The organism is Curtobacterium sp. VKM Ac-2852 (assembly GCF_013205045.1).
In the GTDB taxonomy this organism is placed as follows: domain Bacteria; phylum Actinomycetota; class Actinomycetes; order Actinomycetales; family Microbacteriaceae; genus Curtobacterium; species Curtobacterium flaccumfaciens.
The window spans coordinates 82,638-100,115 of record NZ_JABMLI010000001.1 but is presented as its reverse complement, the minus strand read 5'-3'; the positions used below and the strand labels follow the sequence as shown (position 1 = coordinate 100,115).

General features: G+C 72.6%; 16 protein-coding genes. 7 read left to right on the top strand and 9 right to left on the bottom strand.

The window, feature by feature from the left end; genetic code table 11:
* Window positions 1-12: 12 nt before the first annotated feature.
* A complete protein-coding gene (locus tag HQQ79_RS00505) occupies window positions 13-552 on the bottom strand; it encodes a hypothetical protein (protein WP_173032141.1) in 540 nt (179 codons plus the stop codon).
* A gap of 271 nt (window positions 553-823) precedes the next feature.
* Here HQQ79_RS00505 and HQQ79_RS00500 point away from each other — a divergent pair, with 271 nt between their 5' ends.
* Both HQQ79_RS00500 and HQQ79_RS00495 read left to right on the top strand, forming a co-directional pair.
* A complete protein-coding gene (locus tag HQQ79_RS00500; protein WP_173032140.1) occupies window positions 824-1,555 on the top strand; it encodes an alpha/beta fold hydrolase in 732 nt (243 codons plus the stop codon).
* A gap of 82 nt (window positions 1,556-1,637) precedes the next feature.
* Complete coding sequence (locus HQQ79_RS00495; protein ID WP_173032139.1) at window positions 1,638-3,257, top strand: MFS transporter; 1,620 nt, start codon at window positions 1,638-1,640, stop codon at window positions 3,255-3,257.
* Window positions 3,258-3,382: 125 nt separating this feature from the next.
* Here HQQ79_RS00495 and HQQ79_RS00490 read toward each other — a convergent pair whose 3' ends face one another.
* The gene (locus HQQ79_RS00490) at window positions 3,383-3,700 is read right to left on the bottom strand and encodes a hypothetical protein (RefSeq protein WP_173032138.1); all 318 of its coding nucleotides are present in this window, start codon (window positions 3,698-3,700) and stop codon (window positions 3,383-3,385) included.
* An 88-nt stretch (window positions 3,701-3,788) separates the two neighbouring features.
* On the opposite strand from HQQ79_RS00490, the gene HQQ79_RS00485 reads away from it, so the two are divergent.
* Complete coding sequence (locus tag HQQ79_RS00485; RefSeq protein ID WP_173032137.1) at window positions 3,789-5,021, top strand: PP2C family protein-serine/threonine phosphatase; 1,233 nt, start codon at window positions 3,789-3,791, stop codon at window positions 5,019-5,021.
* A 525-nt stretch (window positions 5,022-5,546) separates the two neighbouring features.
* Here the strand turns inward: HQQ79_RS00485 and HQQ79_RS00480 are convergent.
* Window positions 5,547-6,416 carry a phosphoribosylaminoimidazolesuccinocarboxamide synthase gene (locus tag HQQ79_RS00480; protein WP_173032136.1) on the bottom strand — a complete coding sequence of 290 codons (870 nt, stop codon included), beginning with the start codon at window positions 6,414-6,416 and terminating at the stop codon, window positions 5,547-5,549.
* The gene (gene purD / locus HQQ79_RS00475; protein ID WP_173032135.1) at window positions 6,413-7,681 is read right to left on the bottom strand and encodes a phosphoribosylamine--glycine ligase; all 1,269 of its coding nucleotides are present in this window, start codon (window positions 7,679-7,681) and stop codon (window positions 6,413-6,415) included. Before purD ends, HQQ79_RS00480 begins: the two co-directional genes overlap by 4 nt.
* 57 nt (window positions 7,682-7,738) lie before the next feature.
* On the opposite strand from purD, the gene HQQ79_RS00470 reads away from it, so the two are divergent.
* Window positions 7,739-8,110 carry a sterol carrier family protein gene (locus HQQ79_RS00470; RefSeq protein WP_071248502.1) on the top strand — a complete coding sequence of 124 codons (372 nt, stop codon included), beginning with the start codon at window positions 7,739-7,741 and terminating at the stop codon, window positions 8,108-8,110.
* A gap of 295 nt (window positions 8,111-8,405) precedes the next feature.
* Here the strand turns inward: HQQ79_RS00470 and HQQ79_RS00465 are convergent, their stop codons facing one another.
* Window positions 8,406-10,994 (bottom strand): LuxR C-terminal-related transcriptional regulator, encoded by a 2,589-nt coding sequence (locus tag HQQ79_RS00465; protein ID WP_173032134.1) that lies wholly within the window; start codon window positions 10,992-10,994, stop codon window positions 8,406-8,408.
* 108 nt (window positions 10,995-11,102) lie between these two features.
* Here HQQ79_RS00465 and HQQ79_RS00460 point away from each other — a divergent pair, with 108 nt between their 5' ends.
* Window positions 11,103-11,504 carry a hypothetical protein gene (locus tag HQQ79_RS00460; RefSeq protein ID WP_051596625.1) on the top strand — a complete coding sequence of 134 codons (402 nt, stop codon included), beginning with the start codon at window positions 11,103-11,105 and terminating at the stop codon, window positions 11,502-11,504.
* Window positions 11,505-11,588: 84 nt separating this feature from the next.
* Here HQQ79_RS00460 and purF read toward each other — a convergent pair whose 3' ends face one another.
* Window positions 11,589-13,046 (bottom strand): amidophosphoribosyltransferase, encoded by a 1,458-nt coding sequence (purF, locus tag HQQ79_RS00455; RefSeq protein ID WP_027465037.1) that lies wholly within the window; start codon window positions 13,044-13,046, stop codon window positions 11,589-11,591.
* Between the two features lie 73 nt (window positions 13,047-13,119).
* On the opposite strand from purF, the gene purM reads away from it, so the two are divergent.
* A complete protein-coding gene (gene purM / locus HQQ79_RS00450) occupies window positions 13,120-14,235 on the top strand; it encodes a phosphoribosylformylglycinamidine cyclo-ligase (RefSeq protein ID WP_173032133.1) in 1,116 nt (371 codons plus the stop codon).
* A 600-nt stretch (window positions 14,236-14,835) separates the two neighbouring features.
* Here the strand turns inward: purM and HQQ79_RS00445 are convergent.
* Window positions 14,836-15,054 (bottom strand): DUF3073 domain-containing protein, encoded by a 219-nt coding sequence (locus HQQ79_RS00445; RefSeq protein ID WP_017886249.1) that lies wholly within the window; start codon window positions 15,052-15,054, stop codon window positions 14,836-14,838.
* A 158-nt stretch (window positions 15,055-15,212) separates the two neighbouring features.
* Here HQQ79_RS00445 and HQQ79_RS00440 point away from each other — a divergent pair, with 158 nt between their 5' ends.
* Window positions 15,213-16,358, top strand: a complete 1,146-nt coding sequence (locus HQQ79_RS00440) for an NAD(P)-binding domain-containing protein (protein ID WP_173032132.1) — start codon at window positions 15,213-15,215, stop codon at window positions 16,356-16,358.
* Between the two features lie 127 nt (window positions 16,359-16,485).
* Here HQQ79_RS00440 and HQQ79_RS00435 read toward each other — a convergent pair whose 3' ends face one another.
* Both HQQ79_RS00435 and HQQ79_RS00430 read right to left on the bottom strand, forming a co-directional pair.
* A complete protein-coding gene (locus HQQ79_RS00435) occupies window positions 16,486-16,926 on the bottom strand; it encodes a DoxX family protein (RefSeq protein ID WP_173032131.1) in 441 nt (146 codons plus the stop codon).
* Between the two features lie 120 nt (window positions 16,927-17,046).
* Window positions 17,047-17,322 carry a DUF3072 domain-containing protein gene (locus tag HQQ79_RS00430; protein WP_017886246.1) on the bottom strand — a complete coding sequence of 92 codons (276 nt, stop codon included), beginning with the start codon at window positions 17,320-17,322 and terminating at the stop codon, window positions 17,047-17,049.
* Between the last annotated feature and the right edge of the window lie 156 nt (window positions 17,323-17,478).

Sequence of the window (17,478 nt, the reverse complement as noted above, 5' to 3'; positions counted from 1 at the left end):
CTGCGCTCGCGGTCAGGCGGTCGACGCGTCCTCGTCGAGCAGTCCCCGGAGCGTCGTGAGCCGCGCGGCGGACTCCTCGTCCGCTGCCGTCCACACCACGAGCACGTGCTCGGGGTCCTCCAGCCGACGCAGCTGCTCCCACCGCAGGTCGATCCTGCCCACCAGCGGGTTCTCGAACGTCGACTCCCCGCGTCGGGCCGGCCGCACCGCGCCGCCGGCCCACTCGGTCGCGAACGTCGTGCTCCTGGCCATCAGCTCGCCCAGCAGCTCCTGGAACCGGTCGTCGGCCTCGTGCTCGTCCAGCGAGTCTCGGAGCATCGCGGCGGTGCGGTGCGCCTCGGCCTCCCAGCCGTCGACCGAGTCCTCGACCCAGGGGTTCAGGAAGGTGAACCGCGCCAGGTTCGTGCCCACCGTGAGCGATGCGGACAGGGCCCCGGCGAGCCGGTTCGCCGCCACCACGTCCAGGTGCCGGTCGAAGACCACGATCGGTTCGGCGAGCGCGTCCACGAAGTCCTGGGCCGACGTCGTCGTCGTGCCGTCCTCGTGTTCCATGCGATCACGCTAACCGGCCGGGCAGTGGAGAAGGGGGCCCCGGCGGGGCCCCCGTCGCCGTGCCTCCGCCCCGCAGGGGGACCCCGGCACGGCGGGTCCGGCCGTCCGAGGGCACCCCGCGTCGCTCCCGGGGCCGCCGACGCGCGCTGTCGTCGGGGGTGACGGGCAACGACAGGGACACGACGGAGCAGCGCCCGCAGCCCTAGCGTGACGACGCCGGGACACCCGGTCCCCGCACCACCCCAGACGTGCGTCACGAAGGAGACCCGCAATGGCTGCACCCACCATCGTCCTCGTCCACGGCGCGTTCGCCGACTCCGCCAGCTGGGCGCCCGTCACCCGGGAGCTGCTCGACCGCGGCCACACGGTCCTCGTCCCGCCGGTCTACAACCGCAGCCTCGCCGAGGACGCCGCCTCGATCCGCGCCGTCGCCGAGCACGTCGACGGGCCGGTCGTCATCGCCGGGCACTCGTACGGCGGCGCCGTGATCACCGTCGCCGGCGAGGCCGAGAACGTGGTCGGACTCGTCTACGTCTCCGGCTACGTGCTCGAGGTCGGCGAGAGCCTCGGGCAGCTGCAGGGCGGGTTCCCCGACTCCGACCTCGCCGCGAACCTGGTGTACACGCCGTACCCGGTCGCCGGCGCCGAGGACGGCACCGACGTCTCCGTCGCGATCGATGCGTTCCCGCAGGTCTTCGCCGCCGGGGTGGACCCGCGCGTCGCCGAGGTCCTGGCGGTCTCGCAGCGCCCGCTGTCGGGCGCCGCCTTCGGCGAACCGGCCTCCGCCGCCGCCTGGAAGACCACCCCCGCGTGGGCGATCGTCTCGTCCGACGACCACACCATCAACCCCGAGGTCGAGCGCTTCGGCTACTCCCGCGCCGGCATCACCGACGTGACCGAGCTCGCCGCCCCGCACCTCGTCATGCAGACCCACCCGAAGGACGTCGCCGACGTCATCGAGCGCGCCGTCGCCGCCACCAGCGCGACCGACGCCGCCGCCTGACGCACCCCCCCCCTGGAGGCGCGGCGTGCGCCCGAAGCGCACCGCGCCTCCAGGATGTCCCCGTTCCACCCCAGGAGGCGACATGACCACGGAACGCACCACCCCCGCACCCCGCGGCGGCGCCCTGGCGCCGCTCGCGATCCCGGTCTTCCGCGCCCTGTGGATCGCGGTGCTCGTGAGCAACATCGGTAGCTGGATGCAGACCGTCGGCGCGCAGTGGCTGCTCGTCGACGAGCACGCCGCACCCGTCGTCATCGCCCTCGTGCAGACCGCGTCGAGCCTGCCGGTGCTGCTCGTCGGGATCCCCGCCGGGGTGATCGGCGAGTTCGTCGACCGGCGGCGGCTGCTCATCGGCGTGCAGGCGTTCCAGGTGGTCGTCGGCGTCGTGATGACCGTGCTCACCGCGACCGGTGACATGACCCCGGCGCTCCTGCTCACGGTCACGTTCCTGCTCGGTACCGCCTCGGCGCTCCAGCTGCCCGCGTACCAGGCGCTCGTGCCCGAGATCGTGCCGCGCGCCGCGATCACCGACGCCGCGGCGCTCAGCTCCGTCGGCGTCAACGTCGCCCGGGCGATCGGACCGGCGCTCGCCGGGGTGGTGATCGCGCAGCTCGGCGTGCCGTTCGTGTTCGCCGCCAACGCGCTGTCGTTCGCGCTCTTCCTGGTGGTGCTCGTCGCCTGGCGCGGGTACCAGCGCCCCGAGACGCGGGCCGAGCCGTTCATCGACGCCACCCGCGCCGGGCTGCGGTACGTCCTGCACGCGGCGGTCGTCCGCCGGCTGCTCGTGCAGCTCGCCGTCTTCATGGTGCCCGCGAACGCGCTGTGGGCACTCCTGCCGCTCGTCGCCGACGGCCCGCTCGGCCTGTCCTCCGGTGGGTACGGACTGCTGCTCGCCGCCGTCGGCACCGGGTCGGTCGGCGGGGCGTTCCTGATGCCGGCGGTCCGTGCGCGGCTCGGCATCGGCCGCACGGTCGGGGTCGCCTCGGTGGTGTTCGGCGTCTGCACCGCGGTCGTCGCGCTCGTCCCCGTGCTGCCGGTCGTGCTCGTCGCGCTGCTGGTCGGCGGGGTGGCCTGGATCGCCGTGGTGACGACGCTGAACGGCACCGTGCAGGCGTTCCTGCCCGCCTGGGTCCGGACCCGCGGACTCGCCGCCTACCAGCTCGTGCTCTTCGGCTGCACCGCGATCGGTGCGGCGCTCGCCGGTGCCGTCGCCACGCCGCTCGGGGTGACGGGGGTGCTCGCCGGAGCGGGTGTCGTCACCGCGCTCAGCGCCGCGCTGCTGCTCGTGTCCGGGTTCCCGGTGCTCACCGACCGGCAGCGCGCAGTGACGCCGATGCCGTTCGGCGACGAGGTGTTCGTTCCGGACGACCACGGTGCGGCGACGGGGGAGACCCTCGTGCTGCTGCACTGGACGGTCCCGGCGGACGCGGTCGACGAGTTCCGGGCGCGCGCCGAACGGCTCGGGCGGAGCCGTCGGCGGACCGGTGCCCGTGACTGGAACCTGTACCGGGACCAGGCGTCCGGGCCGGACGCCTGGGTCGAGGCGTTCCGGGTGGGGTCGTGGCAGGAGCACGTCGACCAGCACGAGGTCCGGCAGACCGGGGACGACGCGCGGACCCTGCAGTCGGTGCGCGAGGTCGCGGGCGAGCCACGGGTCGAGCACCTGGTCGCGGAGGGGGTCGGCGGTCCGTCGTCGGGGTGACGGGCGGGGTCAGCGGCCGGCCGGGGTGACGGGCTGGGTCAGCGGTCCGTCGGGGCGACGGGCTGGGTCAGCGGTCCGTCGTGGTGGCGGGCGGCGTCAGCAGCCGGTCGTGGTGGCGGGCGGCGTCAGCAGCCGGTCGTGGTCAGGGTGACCGTCGCGACCGTGCCGTTGGACACCTTGGTCGTCTGCGGGCAGAGGTCGCCGGCGCGGACCGTGACCTGGCCGAGGGGAACACCCGCGAAGTCGGCCGTTCCGCCCGGGAACACCCGCTGGTGCTCGGAGAGCTTGCCGGTCGAGGCGAACACCTTGACCTCGTAGGGGTGGTCGGCGGCGTTCGACGACACCGTGACCGACACCTGGCCGGTGGAGTCGTGGGCGCCACAGCCGGCGAGGGCCAGGAGCGCGGCCACGCCGAGGACGGTCGCGGGGACGACTCGGAGCACGACGACCAGGGTACGCCGACTCGCCCGACCACCTGCGCCCTCCGGACTGGGGACAGGCCCTGTCCGTTCAGCGCGTTACCGTGGGAGCATGCAGCCGGAAACCGCGATGTCCGTGCCCGCGCCGACCGGGGCCGATGCCGTCCGGCGAGCGGCCCTGATCGCGGCACTCGACGTGGTCGACGGCGGCGTCGAGGAACGGTTCGAACGGATCACCCGGATCGCACGCGAGGCCCTCGGGGTCTCCGGCTCGTTCCTCAACCTGGCTGGCGAGACCACGCTGACGATCAAGTCGCAGCAGAGCGACGCCGCCTTCGGCCCGGTCATCCCGCTGCAGGACACGTTCTGCGGACGCACCCTGGGCGAGCAGGGCCCCGTGGTGGTCCCCGATGCCCGCGAGGACGCCCGGTACGCGGACCTGCCGATGGTGCTCGGTGACCCGAACGTCCGGTTCTACGCCGGTGTCGGGCTCCGGGCCGGCGACGACGACCTGAAGATCGGCACCCTCTGCCTGATCGATCCCGAGCCCCGCACCCTTGACCCCGACGAGCTCGAACTGCTGCAGGAACTCGGCATCTGGGCGGAGCGCGAGCTCCTGGCCGGAGCCGACGAGGACCGACTGCGCACCGTGCTCAACGGCCTGCAGCCGGCCGCGGTGCAGGTGCCCGGGTACCGGATCACGGGGATGTCGATCCCGCACGGGCTCGTCTCCGGCGACTTCCACGACTGGCACCGCTCCGGCGAGGACTCGATCCACCTGACCGTGTCGGACGTCATGGGCAAGGGGATGTCCGCCGGGCTCCTCGCCGCGAACATCCGCGGAGGCCTGCTCGCCCGCGGCGACCAGGACCCGGGCACCGCCGTTGCCGAGCTCGAGGCGCAGGTCGCCCCGGAGCTCAGCCGCGCCGAGTCCTTCGCGACGATGTTCCACGGCCGGCTGACCCCGTCGACCGGGCGCCTCGACTTCGCCGACGCCGGCCACGGGCTCGTGCTGCAGCTCCGTGACGACGGTGCCGAGCGGATCCTACGGTCGTCGGACCTGCCGATCGGGCTGCACCCCGCCGGGATGCCCCGCGCCGCCGGGTCGCTCGTGCTCCGGCCCGGTGACGTGCTCATCGTCGTGACCGACGGCGCGCTCGAGCTCTGGGACTCCACGCTCGCGTCGCTTTCCGAGCTCGGGTCGCTCTACCGGGAGTCCCCGGACGTCGAGACGTTCCTGCAGCGGGTGCGCGCACGCGTCGCCGAGCACGACCCGGGCGACGACCTGACCGTCGTCGTGGTGGCGCGCGAGGCGCACGGGGCGCACGGGGCGCTCGGGGCCTGACCGGTCGAGAGCTGTCGCCGGCTCGTCGGCTCGTCGGCGGTTGAGTGGCCGGTCGTCGCCGGTCGAGTGGTCGTGACGTGTCGTGGGTGGGCCGCCGGGTGGTCGCGAACTGTCGGTTGGCGGGGGCTGGGCCGACGGTTCGTGACCGCTCGACGGACGTGAGCGGGGTGTCGTGACCGTTTGGGTGGCACCGGGTACTGGCGCGGCGGGCGGTCGTGACGTGTCGTGCGTGGGCCGCCGGGTGGTCGCGAACTGTCGGTTGGCGGGGCCTTGGCCGACGGTTCGTGACCGTTCGACGGAGCTGAGCGGGGTGTCGTGACCGTTTGGGTGGCCCCGGGTACTGGCGCGGCGGGTGGTCGTGACGTGTCGTGCGTGGGCCGCGGAGTGGTCGCGAACCGTCGGTTGGCGGGGCCTCAGCCGACGGTTCGTGACCGCCCGACGGAGCTGAGCGGGGTGTCGTGACCGTTCGGGCCACGCCAAGCCGCGCCACGCCAAGCCGCGCTACGCGTCGGACCGGGCGCGGCGTCAGGCGCCGAGGCGCTCGATCAGCTCGGCGTAGCGCGCAGCCGTGCGCTCGACGATCTCGTCCGGGAGCACCGGCGGCGTGCCCTGGCGGTCCCAGTGCGCGCTGAGCCAGTCCCGCACGATCTGCTTGTCGAACGAGTCGGTGCGGTCGGCGGAGCGGGCGTCCCAGTAGCGGCTGGAGTCGCTCGTCAGGACCTCGTCGGCGATGCGGATCCGGCCGGTGGCGTCCTGCCCGAACTCGAACTTGGTGTCCGCGATGACGACGTCCCGCTCGAGGGCGATGGCCGCGGCCTCGGTGTAGACGTGCAGCGAGAGCTCGCGCAGGGTGGCGGCGGTCTCGGCACCGACCAGGTCGACGGTCTGCTCGTACGAGATGTTCTCGTCGTGCTCGCCCTGGGCCGCCTTGTACGCCGGCGTGTAGATCGGTTCCGGCAGGCGGTCACCGTTGGACAGCCCGGCGGGGAGCGCGACGCCGCACACGCTGCCGGTCTCCCGGTACTCGGCCCAGCCGCTGCCGACCAGGTACCCGCGCACGACGCACTCGACGGGGAACATCGTGAGCGGCATGACGTGCATCGACCGTGCCTCGACCTCGGCGGGCACCGGGGTGCCACCGGAGGACGGGCCGATGATGTGGTTCGGGACGTCACTCAGCTGGGTGAACCAGAACCGCGACAGGCGGGTCAGCAGCTCGCCCTTGCCCGGGATCGGTGGCTCGAGCGCGAAGTCGTACGCGCTGACCCGGTCCGAGGCGACGAGCAGCAGCTCGGAGGCGCTCGCCAGGTCCGCGGTGCCCTCGGGCACGTAGAGCTCGCGCACCTTGCCGGACGAGACGTGCCGCCAGCCGGCGATCGGCGCGGGGGCGGTCACTTCGCGACCTTCGCGGCGATGTCGGTGCGGAACTGCGCGCCGTCGAGCGTGATGTCGCCGAGTCCGGCGTAGGCGCGCTCACGGGCCTGGGTGAAGTCCGATCCGGTTGCCACGACGCTGAGCACCCGGCCACCGGTGGCCACGAGCGTGTCGTCGAGGACGCCGGTGGCGGCGTGCGCGACCGATACGCCGTCGCGGGCGTTCGCGTCGTCGATGCCGGTGATCGGTCGACCGGTCTGCGGGTTCTCCGGGTAACCCTCGCTCGCCAGGACGACGGTGACGGCGACCTCGTCGCGGAACACGGGTGCGGGGACGGCACCGAGCTGCCCGGTGGCGGCGGCCAGCAGGAGTTCGCTGAGCGGCGTGGCGAGGCGGGGGAGCACGACCTGCGTCTCCGGGTCGCCGAAGCGCGCGTTGAACTCGATCACGCGGACGCCCTGCTCGGTGACGATGAGGCCGCAGTACAGGAGCCCGACGAACGGCGTGCCCTCGTGCTCGAGGCGGCGGACGGTCGGCAGCGCGACGAGCTCGGTGACCTCGTCGACGAAGGCCTGCTCGGACGGCCAGCGCTCGGCGAGCCACGGCAGCGGCGAGTACGCGCCCATGCCGCCCGTGTTCGGTCCGAGGTCGCCGTCGGCCAGGCGCTTGTAGTCCTGCGCGGGGCTGAGCGCGCGGACGTCGTGCCCGTCGCTCAGGAAGAACAACGAGACCTCTTCGCCGTCGAGGAACTCCTCGACCACGACGTGTCCGTGCTGGAGCCAGTAGGTGGCGTGGTCGATCGCAGCCTGGCGGTCGTCGGTCACGAGCACGCCCTTGCCGGCGGCGAGCCCGTCGGCCTTGACCACGTACGGGGCGCCGAGCTCGTCGATCGCGGCGACGGCTTCGTCCGCCGTGCCGGCGTAGACCGGACGCCCGGTGGGCACACCGGCCTCGCCCATGATCCGCTTGGCGAACGCCTTCGAGCCCTCGAGCTGCGCGGCGGCCTTGCCCGGCCCGAACACCGGGATGCCGCGGGTGCGCACCGGGTCGGCCACGCCGGCGATGAGCGGGGCCTCGGGGCCCACGACGACGAGTTCGACGTCGTTCTCGATCGCGTAATCGGCGACGAGCGCACCGTTGGTGGGGTCGAGGGAGACGGTCTCGACGTCAGCGGCGATGCCGGCGTTGCCGGGCGCTGCCGTGATGACGTGGCCCGCATGCTCAGCGAGGAGGGCCGTGATGATCGCGTGCTCGCGGGCACCGGAACCGAGGACGAGGATTCGCACCCGATCACCCTACCCAGCCCGACTCGCCGCCCGCGATGCGAGGGCTAGCCTGTGGAGATGCCACCCAGGAGGATCGAGGACGCCGACGGACGCGCGGCACTCGCCGCGGTACGTCGTGGGGAGACGGCCCGACCGGCCGTCGCGACCGCGGTGCGGTGGACGTTGCAGTGCCTGGCGGACGAGGTGCCGGGCAACAGCGTCGAGGTGCGGGTGCCACCGTTCGCCGCCGTCCAGGCCGTGCCCGGACCGCGGCACACCCGCGGCACGCCGCCGAACGTGGTCGAGACCGACGCGACCACGTGGCTGGCGCTCGCGTCGGGCGAGCTGACCTGGGCCGAGGCGGTCGCGCAGTCGCGCGTCAGCGCCTCGGGATCGCGTGCGGACCTGACGGCGTTCCTGCCAGTCCGGCTGCCCGCCCCCGGCGCCTGACCCCCGGGCACCAGACCCGCCGGCACCAGACCCACCGGAACCAGACCCACCCACGCCGAAGGCGCCGGCGGAGAAGTCCCGCGCGAATTAGGTAGTGCCTACCGATGCGCCCGCATCGACCCGGTTCCTAAGCTTGAAGTCGCCGGGATTCGGACCCGACCCGAACGGGTCCGAACCCGGCGACAGGCACCAAGGTACGCGATGTTCCACACAACGTGTCAATCGTGGCGGCGCGTCGTGCTGCAATCCGCAACGTTCTTGCGTGTGCGACAGCCGATGCCGAACGCTGAGCAGCTCAGAGCAGCTCGCTGAGCTCCGACCGCGCGTGCAGGTCCCACTTCGCGAAGACACGGGACAAGTGCGCGTCGATCGTCCGCGTCGAGAGCCCGAGGGACTCCGCGATCCGCCGGTTGCTCAGCCCCTGCGCGGCGAGCTCGGCGACCTCGTACTCGCGCTTCGTCAGCGGCGGCTTCGAGCGCCCGGCGGCCACCGAGACCCCGTGCGCCGCGAGCACGCCCTGCGCCGCGATCACCCGCGTGCGGTCGTCGGCACGAACGGCGTCGGCGTACTCGATCACGGCGGCGGCGAGTGGTCCGTCGACGCGGGTGGCGGCGTCGCGCATCCGCTCGAGCGAGCCGGTCGAGTCGCGCCCCTGCGACATGCCGACCGCGTGGTGCAGGGCGTACCCGTACATCACGTGCGTCCACGAGCCGTTCGCCGTGCTGCGTTCGATGATCTCGTCGGCGTGCTGCAGCCCGGCCGGGTTGCCGAGCACGGCCTCGGTCCAGGCGATCGACACGGCGACCTGCTCGCCGGTGATCCGCATCGCCCGCTGCGGGGTGGTCCGGGCCCGTTCGAGTGCACCCGAGGCTGCTTCCGGGCGTCCTGCGTAGGCGTGCGCCAGGGCCAGACGTGCCCAGGGGTAGGCCGCGAACCCGCCGTGGTCGGCGATGTCGTACCGTTCGCACGCCGCCGAGAACGCTGCGACGGCGTCGTCCCAGCGGCGCTGCGCGATCGCCAGGTTGCCCTGGCCGATGAGCTCGAGCGTGAAGTCGTACTTCAGGTAGGGGCTGGACCGGCCCGCCGGCACCTCGATGATCAGGTCGTCCAGGTCGCCGCGCCACATCTGCACCTGGTGCAGGACGGAGGAGTTCTCGCCGACGCTCCAGGGCGCCGCCTCGACGTGCGCCACGGCGGTGGCCAGGGCGCGGTGGCCGAGCGCGGACGCGTCGTCCAGTCGGCCGGCGGTCGCCAACGCCATCACGGCGCAGGGTGCGACGGCGAGGAACGACATCGGCATCGTCGGGGCGTCCACGATGCCGCTGCGCTCGATCTCGGCCCGGACCTCGGCGAAGTCCCCGCCCCAGCCCTGGTGCGCCATCCGGAGCAGCCGCAGCCGTTCGACCGCCTCGTCGGACACCACCAGGCGCGCGGCGGCATCGGTCAGGGCGACCGCCGCCGTGACGTCGTCGTCGTGGAACTGGCGGATGTTCGCCAGGGTCTCGCACGCTTCGATGACGGCCTCGTCGGTGACGTCGCCGACGTGCCGCTTCGCCGCGCCCCAGGCGGCTTCGGCGTCGGCGCGGCCGGCTTCACGGCCGTCCGAGTACGAGTACGCCAGCGAGCGGAGACAGTGCGCCGCGACCTGTTCGGTGGGGGTGAGCGTCGTGCGGAGCGCTGCCGAGGCCAGGGCGATCCCGCTCTCGTGCTCCTGCAGCCGCACGGCGACCTGCGCCGCGTCGAGCAGCTGGTCGACCGACGGCAGGACCCCGCACTCGAGCGACCACAGCGCGGCACGCAGCCGTGCGGCGGGCGGTGCACCCTCGGGCCGGTCGGTGCGGAACGCGTTGGCGCGCGCGAAGAGTGCCGTGCGCCGGGCCACCGGCACCAGGGTCCGGATGACCTCGCCGACGAGCGGGTGTGACGGCCGGACGACCGCGGCGCCGTCCTCGAGCGAGTCGATGCGGACCAGGCCGAGCGCGACGACGCGGTCGACGTCCCCGCCGCTGACCAGGCCGAGCAGGCGCGCGAGCGGGATCGGGTCGGCGAGGGCGACGATGTCGACGACGTCGCGCAGGTCCTCCGGCAGCGACCCGAGCTCCGTGCGGTACATGTCGGCGAGGCTGTCCGACGCGGTCACCCGCCCGCGCCAGTACCACCCGGTCGCGGTGTGGTCGAGGGCGCCGGAGACCCGTGCCGCGCGGACCACCTCGCGCAGGTACAGCGGGTTGCCGGCGGTGGCGCGGTGGACGCGCTCGGCCGAGGCGTTCTCGAGCGGCGAGCCCAGTGCCTCGGCGACGAGCGCCGCGGTCTCGTGCAGGGCCAGGGGCTGCAGGTCGATGCGCTCGAGCAGGTCGTCCTGCCACAGCGCGCGGAGCGGCTCGGGGAGTGCCGTGAAGTCGCGGCAGGTCAGGACGAGCCTGGCTCCCTGCCGGCGGACCAGCCAGGCGACGTACCGCGCGGAGATCGCGTCGAGGTGGTCGGCGTCGTCGACGCGGAGCAGGACGTCGCGGTCGACGAGGTCCTCGATCGCCCGGAGGCGCTGTTCGGCACCGGTGTCGTCGGACAGTTCCGAGATGGACGCCGGCAGCTCGCCGAAGCGCTCGGCGACGGCGCCGAAGGGCATCGACCGGCTCGCGGCGACCGCCGTGATCGGCACGACGACGGTGCGGCCGGTGCCGTCGCGACCGGCGACGCGGTCGGTGACCCGCGCCGCGGCGGTGCTCTTGCCGATGCCGGGGGCACCGACGAGCGCCACGCTCCACCGGTGCTCGGCGACGACGGCGACGGCGCGGTCCTCCTCGACGCGCTGTGCGACGGGCCAGGCCACGCGGGCGGGGGTGGTCGGTCGGCGTCGGCGGGCGGGTGCGGTTCGTTCACGCATCTGACACACCTCCTCCGCTTGGGATACCGACCAGTAGCGACCATCCTCTCCCGGATCGGTCGCCGCGCACAGGCCGCGGGACGTCCCACAGTGGGGGACAATGGACGGGTGAGCAACACCGATCAACCCGACGAGCAGCCGCTCCCCACGCCGGCGCCGGCTCCCAGCGCGGTCGCCAGCCCCGACGAGGTCACCATCCGCCGTGCACCGAAGTTCGGCGTGTTCATCGTCGGCGGTGCCGTGCTCGGATTCCTCGCGACCCTCGTCGTGGTCGCCCTCACCATGAACCTCGGTGGTCAGCGGGACCAGACCAGCTTCGGCAGCCTGGTCGGCTACTTCAGCCTGTGGGGCGTCACGATCGGCGCCTTCATCGGTGCGGTCGTCGCCGTCGTGTTCGACCGGGTCTACGCCCGGCGGTCGGCCCGCCTGACGGCGGAGCGCGTCGAGGTCGAACTGCCGCCCGAGACGGTCGACGGCGAGCTCGACGACCACGGTGACCAGCGGCCGTAGCCGCTCCCGATCAACGGACTGGAGGCCCGGTGCCAGCTGGCACCGGGCCTCCAGTCCGTCGTCTGGTCGCGTCTCGGACGCGACCTAGCTGAGCTGGTTGGCCTCGACCCAGGACAGGTACTCCGGGCTCACGGTGCCCGTGACGTACTCGCCCGTGAAGCAGCTCATCTCGAGGTCGGTCACGTCGGAGCCCTCGATGATGGCGTCGCGCATGTCCCCGACCTCCTGGTAGATCAGGTGGTCGCTGCCGAGCACGCGGTTGATCTCCGGGATCTTCCGGTCGTGCGCGATGAGCTCCGCGCGCGTCGGCATGTTGATGCCGTAGACGTGCGGGAACCGGACAGGAGGAGCGGCGCTCGTGAACGTGACCTCGTTCGCGCCGGCGGCCCGGGCCATCTCGACGATCTCGCGGCTCGTGGTGCCACGGACAATCGAGTCGTCGACGATCAGGATGTTCTTGCCCTTGAACTCGGACGACATCGCGTTGAGCTTCTGGCGTACCGAACGCTTGCGCTCCGCCTGCCCCGGCATGATGAAGGTGCGGCCGACGTAGCGGTTCTTGTAGAAGCCCTCGCGGTACTCGATGCCGAGCTTCCGGGCGACCTGCATGGCCGCCGGACGGCTCGAGTCCGGGATCGGCATGACCACGTCGATGTCACCGGTCGGCGCGTACTGCTCGATGGTGTCGGCGAGACGGTTGCCGAGGCGCAGACGCGCGTCGTAGACCGAGATGCCGTTCATCACCGAGTCGGGACGTGCCAGGTAGACGTACTCGAACGAGCACGGCACCAGGCGCGGGTTCTTCGCGCACTGGCGGGCGTGCATCTGGCCGTTCATCTCGATGAAGACGGCCTCGCCCGGAGCGATGTCGCGGACGATCTCGTACCCGCCGGACTCGAGCACGAGCGACTCGCTCGCGACGACCCACTCCGGCTGCCCGGCCTCGTCGAACTTGTGGCCGAGGATCAGCGGGCGGATGCCGAACGGGTCGCGGAAGGCCAGCAGCCCGTGCCCGGCGATGGTCGCGATCGTGGCGTAGGAGCCCTCGACACGCTCGTGCACGCGCTCGACGGCGTCGAAGACCTGACCCGGGTCGAGGTTCGCGCCGCGGACCTGGCCCTGCAGCTCGTGCGCCAGCACGTTCACCAGGAGCTCGGTGTCGCTCGTCGTGTTCAGGTGGCGACGGTCGATGTCGAACAGTTCACGCGTGAGTTCCCGCGTGTTGGTGAGGTTGCCGTTGTGGACGAGGACGATGCCGTACGGCGCGTTCACGTAGAACGGCTGGGCCTCTTCCTCGTTCGTCGCGGCGCCCTTGGTGGCGTAGCGGACGTGTCCGAGCCCCATGGTGCCGAGGAGGGCACGCATGTCGCGGGTCCGGAACGCCTCACGCACGTGGCCGCGGGTCTTGTGCATGTGGTGCACGTGACCCTCGACCGTGGCGATGCCCGTCGAGTCCTGCCCGCGGTGCTGCAGGAGGAGCAGTGCGTCGTAGATGGATTGGTTGGCGGGGCCCTGCGCAACAAGGCCGACGATGCCGCACATTCGCGGGTGTGCTCCAGACCGTAGAATCGGGGGGTACCGAACAAGTCTGCCATGTCACCGCGAAGGACTCCGCATGCCCAACCCGTACGCCGAAGCCGGAGTGGACACCGCTGCCGGTGACCTGGCCGTCGAACTGATGAAGTCCGCGGTCGCGGCCACCCACAACGCCTCGGTCCTCGGTGGCGTCGGCGGGTTCGCCGGGCTCTACGACGTCTCGTTCCTGAAGGACTTCTCACACCCGTTGCTCGCGACCTCGACCGACGGCGTCGGCACCAAGGTCGCCATCGCGCAGGCCATCGACAAGCACGACACCATCGGGCAGGACCTGGTCGGCATGGTCGTCGACGACATCGTCGTGGTCGGCGCGAAGCCGCTGTTCATGACCGACTACATCGCCTGCGGTCGCGTCGTGCCCGGCCGGATCGCCGACATCGTCGCCGGCATCGCCCGCGGCTGCTCGGAGACCGGCACCGCCCTGGTCGGCGGCGAGACCGCCGAGCACCCGGGGCTGCTCGGCCCGGACGACTACGACGTGGCCGGTGCGGCGACGGGTGTCGTCGAGGCCGACGCACAGCTCGGAGCGCACCTGGTGCAGGACGGCGACGTGGTCCTGGCGATCGAGTCGTCGGGCCTGCACTCGAACGGCTACTCGCTCGTGCGGCACATCCTGGCGTCGCGGGGCGTCGGCTTCACGGACCAGCTGCCCGAGCTGAGCGGCGTCGGGTTCGGCGGCGCGGTCTCCGTCGGCGAAGCCCTGCTCGAGCCGACCCGCCTGTACACCGCACCGCTCCTGGCGCTGCTCGAGGAGCACCCGGGCTCGGTGCACTCGCTCTCGCACGTGACCGGTGGTGGCATCGCCGCGAACCTGGCGCGTGTGCTGCCCGTCGGCTCCTGGGTCGAGGTCGACCGTTCCACCTGGCAGCCGCTCCCGGTCTTCCGGGTCCTGGCCGACATGGCCGGCACCCCGATCGAGGACACCGAGGGCACCTGGAACCTGGGCATCGGCATGTTCGCCGTCGTCTCGGCCGGGGCCGCTGCCGAGGTCATCGCCTCGCTCGGTGCCGCCGGCATGCCCACGTGGCCCGTCGGCACGATCGCCACGTCCGCGCGGGACCTGACCGGGTTCGAGCAGGGTGCCAAGGGCGTCGACGGCGGCGCGGTCCGGCTCGTCGGGAGCTACGCGGGCTGACCCGCTCGGTGCCGTGCCGTGCCGTGGTGCGTGCGGTGAGTGGTCACGAACCGTCGTTTGGCGGGCCTGCAACCGACGGTTCTTGACCACTCGGCGTCATGCACGCGGTGGGTCGTGACCACTCGAGGCCGGGACTCGGGCGCGGCAACGGGGCGTGGCACCGGGAGTGTGGCACCGGGAGTGTGGCGAGTGCGGGGTGGCCCCTGCCTCCGGCGTGGGGTGTCCCGGGACCCGCCGTGGTGACCACTCGGCGTCATGCACGCGGTGAGTCGTGACCACTCGAGGCCGGGACTCCGGCGCGGCAACGGGCGTGGCACCGGGAGTGTGGCGAGTGCGGGGTGGCCCCTGCCGCCGGCGTGGGTGTGCCGGGACTCGCCGTGGTGCGTGCGTGAGTGGTCACGAACCGTCGTTTGGCGGGCCTGCAACCGACGGTTCTTGACCACTCGGCGTCATGCACGCGGTGAGTCGTGACCACTCGAGGCCGGGGCCCCGGGCGCGCCGAGGGTGTCTGGCCGCACTCGGTGCCTGGGCGCGCCCGCTGTCCGGGCACGCGGAAACGCCGCGCTGCCCGAGGGCTGCGCGGCGTGACTGCGAGAGAGGTCAGGCGGACTTGTTCTGGTCTGCCTGGGTCTCGAACTCGTCTTCGTCTTCCGCTGGTTCCGGACCGTACTGGTCCGCCCAACGGTCGACGTAGTTCTCGTCGGAGTGTTGTCCGGCGGAGAGCTCCTGCTCGAGCGCACCGTAGTTCGTCTGCGGGCTGAAGTACTTCAGCTCACGGGCGACCTTGGTGTGCTTCGCCTTCTGACGGCCGCGCCCCATGCGTGACCCCCTCGTTCGGCTCTGGTCCGGTCCTGGCGAATGACGGAGGATCACTCGGGGAACCAGACGGTTCGTGGTTTGAAATCTGCCGATCACTCTACCATGTACCTCGATCTGGACGTCGCGCGACGGCTGGCCCGCACAGCAGAATCGAAGTGATGACGGAACCCCTCGAGACCCCGGTCGACCAGCACGCCCGCGTGGTGGTGATCGGTGCGGGGCAGGCGGGGCTCTCGGTGGGATACCACCTGCGTCGCCTCGGACTCGTTCCCGGCAGCGACCTGGTGATCCTCGACCGCGCGCCGAGCACCGGTGGGGCGTGGCAGTTCCGGTGGGAGGCGCTGCGGCTCGGGGCGGCGCACCGTGTGCACGACCTGCCCGGCATGCGCGCGATGGGCCTGGAGTTCGACGACGCCGACCGGTCACGACCCGCGCGGGACGTCGTCGGGGAGTACTACCGGCGGTTCGAACAGCACTACGACCTGCGGGTCCGGCGCCCGGTCTCGGTGACCTCCGTCTCGCGCATCGACGGCGACGACGGCGTGGCGGGCGACGCTCCGGCGGACGGCGGCCTGTGCGTCACGACCCGGAGCGCCGACGGCACCGTCACGCGCATCCGTGCCGAGGTCGTGGTGAACGCGTCCGGCACGTGGGGCACCCCGTTCGTGCCGTGGTACCCGGGGCGCGACGTGTTCCGCGGGCGGCAGGTCGACACGACCGAGTACCGCAGCGCCACCGAGTTCACCCGCCAGGACGTCGTGGTGGTGGGTGGTGGGACGAGCGCGATCGGGTTCCTGCTCGAACTCGACGGCGTCGCCCGTTCGACGCGGTGGTTCACCCGCCGCGCGATGGTGTGGGCCGGGACCGCGTCGCTCGACGTCGAGTCCGCGGTGGCCGCCGTCGACGAACAGGACCGGGCCGCCCGCGCCGGCGAGGTCCTGCCGAGCATCGTCAGCGGCACCGGGGTCCCGGTGTCGCGACGGATCCGCGCCGGCATCGACCGCGGCGTGCTGCGTGACGAGCCGATGTTCACGCGGATGGACGAGACCGGAGTGGTGACGGCAGACGGCACCCACGTACACGCCGACGCGGTGATCTGGGCGACGGGGTTCCGCGCCGACCTGCGGCACCTCGCGCCGCTGCACCTGCGGACCACGGCGGGCGGGGTGGTGGTCGAGGACGGCCGGTCAGCCGAGGAGCCGCGGTTGTTCCTGGCCGGCTACGGCCCCCAGGCATCGACGATCGGTGCGAACCGGGCCGGACGGCGCATCGCCCGCCAGGTCATGGACGCGCTGGCGGGCTGAACGGCCGCGCGGCCCCTCGCACGGTGCGAGGGGCCGCGTGAACGGTGCGAGGTTCCGTTCCCGGTGCGGGCCTCGTGAGCTCGCACGGGCGACGGAACCTCGCACCGGACGAGCCGAAGCGCGCGGCTCAGGCGGGCAGGGACTCCTCGACGCCACGACGACGGCGCGACGACTTGAGCACCAGGGCATCGAGCGAGAACCGTCCGGGCCCGGTCAGCGCCACGGCGAGCGACGCCACCGCGAGGACGAGCACGTACTCGAACCCGCCGTCCTGCGAGTAGAAGCCGGCGGTGCCGTGGGCCAGGAACCCGGCGACGACCATGTCGACGGCCAGCAGCACGCCGACGACGCGGGTCGCGACGCCGAGCACGAGCAGGACGCCGCCGACGAGCTCGAGGCCGGCGACGAGGGGTGCTGCGACCTCGGCGAGGGGGACGCCCATGCCCGAGAAGCCCTGCACCACGTTGGGGATGCCCTGGGCGAACTTCTGGGCGCCGTGGGCGATGAACACCACCCCGAGGACGATGCGGAGCGCGGTCAGGCCGATGGAGGTCGATGTCGTTCGCATGGCCACGAAGGTAGCCGGTGACGCGTCATCGATCGTCCTCGAACAGGGGACTGACCGCGCTTCGCCAGAACATGCCCAGAGCATGCCCAGACAGCGGTCCGCCGAAGGGCGGACTGCTTCTCAGGAATCGGCGCCGCGGCCGGTCTGCTGCTGGAGGCGGTCGATGTGCTCCGACGCCTGCGCCTTGGTGAGGTCGGCGGGGAGTTCCTCGCCGGCTTCACGGGCCAGGGTGTCGAGGTAGCTGCGCTGCGGTCCGGTCATGGGCTCGTCGCCGGTGACCCACTGCTCGGGGTCCTTGCTCGCGTCGGTGGAGGGGTCGGGTCGGGGGCCGCCGAGGGTCTCGCCCTGGATCGGTGCGTCCGGGGTCTGCTGCTGGTCGCGGTCTGCGTCACTCATGTCCGCGACGGTACGCCGCACCCCCGTCACGACACGCAGCAGCGGCGTCCCCCGAAGTGGCTCACCGGCACAGCGCGCACACCGGCACAGCGCGCACACCGGCACAGCGCGCACACCGGCACAGCGCGCACACCGGCACAGCGCGCACACCGGCAC